This is a genomic window from Bacteroides caecigallinarum, assembly GCF_021531075.1.
Classification (GTDB): domain Bacteria; phylum Bacteroidota; class Bacteroidia; order Bacteroidales; family Bacteroidaceae; genus Phocaeicola; species Phocaeicola caecigallinarum_B.
Genome location: NZ_JADYTJ010000145.1, coordinates 1 through 723 on the forward strand (window position 1 = coordinate 1; position 723 = coordinate 723).

Genomic DNA, 723 nt, shown 5'->3' on the forward strand with positions numbered 1-723 from the left:
TTTTGTCTGTCATCTTCTGATTTTTGATTTTAGCACACATTTTCTTTATATTAAAAGCAATGGCAAAGAAGGCAAAGTCCATTGTGACCTTGTCTTTTCCAAAATGCCTGAACCTTTTGTATCCCATGTCGTATTTTATTTGTCCAAAGACAGCTTCAGGTTCTATGCATCTTTGCCTTCTATGTTTTATGCCTTTCTCTGAGGTAAGTCTTTCACGCGCTTTTTGTTTATATTCTTTCAGCCTGTGATTGACTTCTATGGTACGTCTTTGTGATTTTGATCTGAAACACATACATCTGAGAGGACATCCCTCACATCTTGCAACACTATAGGCGATACTTTCTGTAACATATCCACTTTCAGTTCTAGAATGCCGTACACCTGTCCGCTCCATGTGTTGCCCCATGGGACAAACATAATAGTCTTTCTCCTTGTTATAATACAGGTTTTCCTGTTTGAAAGGATTTGTCACATATTTGTCTGCTCTCTGCTCCTTATGAAAGAAATTGTACTTGACATATGCCTCTATTCCGTTTTCGTCCATAAAGCGATAGTTCTCTTCCGAACCATAACCGGAATCGGTAACATCTTCTAATGGGAAACGGTTGTAACGTTCATGAAACGAATTTTCGAACGGGATCAATGTAAGAGTGTCTGTAGGATTTGGGAAGAGTCCAAAATCGAGCATAAACTGGTTTTCGGTTCCGATTTGTAGGTTATATC

General features: G+C 38.7%; 1 protein-coding gene. It reads right to left on the reverse strand.

Going from position 1 to position 723, the window contains the following annotated elements; translation table 11 throughout:
- A partial coding sequence (locus I6E11_RS15525) for a transposase (RefSeq protein ID WP_235338845.1) occupies positions 1-723 on the reverse strand: 723 nt, incomplete at both ends.